The organism is Psychrobacter sp. T6-1 (genome assembly GCF_052258445.1).
On record NZ_JBQQFC010000732.1, the window covers coordinates 1 to 651 of the forward strand.

1 protein-coding gene is annotated in these 651 nt (G+C 44.5%); it reads right to left on the bottom strand.

Features of this window, described 5'->3' with window-relative positions; genetic code table 11:
- Positions 1-90: 90 nt before the first annotated feature.
- The gene (locus ACTXGO_RS15700; protein WP_443542710.1) at positions 91-531 is read right to left on the bottom strand and encodes a PaaI family thioesterase; all 441 of its coding nucleotides are present in this window, start codon (positions 529-531) and stop codon (positions 91-93) included.
- Positions 532-651: the final 120 nt, after the last annotated feature.

Below are 651 nucleotides of genomic sequence, written 5' to 3' on the forward strand. Positions count from 1 at the left end.
TATACTATTAGCCTATACTATTAGCTTAGTTATTGCCTCTAGCTTTACATCCACACCCCTCCAAAACCTTTTTGATTATAAAGCTGACTGCTAAGTCTTTGCTTTGCTGAGTCCGTGCGTTACAGATGCAGGCGGCACAGAATAAGTACCGACAACATGAGCGACCATATCATCAGAGCCTTCTGAATACAGAGACACCTCACCAATGATCAGCGTGCGCCCTACTTTCATTAAGGTGCAATCTGCGATAATACGTGCGTCACTGGACGGTTTGCGCAAAAAATTAATGCTAAGGCTGGTTGTTACAGTGAGCGGTACGATGCCAATTCTACCTAGTATCGCTACATAGATAGCGACGTCAGCAATACTCATCATAACAGGCCCAGAGACCGTGCCACCAGGGCGTAGCTCGTTCACCCCTATTTCACGCGATAGTATCGCGCCCTTCTCATTAACTTGTTCAACCTGATACCCAACTTGCGGAAACTCTTGCGCCATAAAGGCGACGATCTCATCTTTGGTGGCAGACATACATGCTCCTTATGCGTGGCTACTGCTGTTGTAAGCTCAACTTATCATTTAAACGGTTATGATACGAGGTTTTACTCACTGGTGTGTGTTCTTTTAAAAACTATCTACTTAACTTTGATA

Coding starts and splice junctions, on each gene's coding strand:
- ACTXGO_RS15700 (WP_443542710.1), bottom strand. CDS start 531: ATGTCTGCCACCAAAGATGAGATCGTCGCCTTTATGGCGCAAGAGTTT.